1 protein-coding gene is annotated in these 583 nt (G+C 77.7%); it reads right to left on the bottom strand.

The window, feature by feature from the left end; genetic code table 11:
• Window positions 1–583 (bottom strand): MGH1-like glycoside hydrolase domain-containing protein (locus tag ACYVE9_RS30240; protein ID WP_461031044.1); only part of this gene is annotated, 583 nt, incomplete at both ends.

Raw genomic sequence — 583 nt, 5'->3', positions numbered from 1 at the left:
CCGCGCTGCGCTCGGGCAGCAGGGCGTCGGCGCGGATGTCCCGGCACAGGAACTGGCCGCTCGGCTCGTGCCACAGCCGCCGCACCAGGGCGTCGGTGAGGCGCCGCGCGCTGTCGCGGTGGGCGCGGTCGTCCTCGCCCAGGGTGTGCGCGATGAGCGCCAGCGCGTGGGCGGAGGCGGCCAGCAGCGCGTTGACCCCCGGGTCCTCCACGGCGAAGGCGTGGGCGGTGCCGCGGTCGGTGTAGCCGTGGTCGCGGTAGTCGCCGGCGAGCCGCACGTACCGGCCGTAGTCCAGGTCGGTGGGGCGGTCGTCGGCGGCGCCGTGGGCCAGGTCCGCGCGCCGGAAGGAGCCGGCGGGCGCGGGTTCGACGCGGGACAGCGGCCGGTCCCAGCAGGGACTGTTGTCCATACCGGTCTCCCACGGGTGCACCACGGACACCAGGCCGCCACCGCCCAGGTCGCGCCGCTCGGTGAGGTAGCGGTGCCAGGCCAGCAGGCGGGGGTGGAGCCGGCGCAGGAAGCCGCGCCGCCGGGAGGTGGCGGGGTCGGCGAGGTGGACGAGCCAGGCCGCGAGGGCGTGCAC

The organism is Streptomyces sparsus (assembly GCF_054776295.1).
This window is presented reverse-complemented; position numbering and strand designations above follow the sequence as displayed.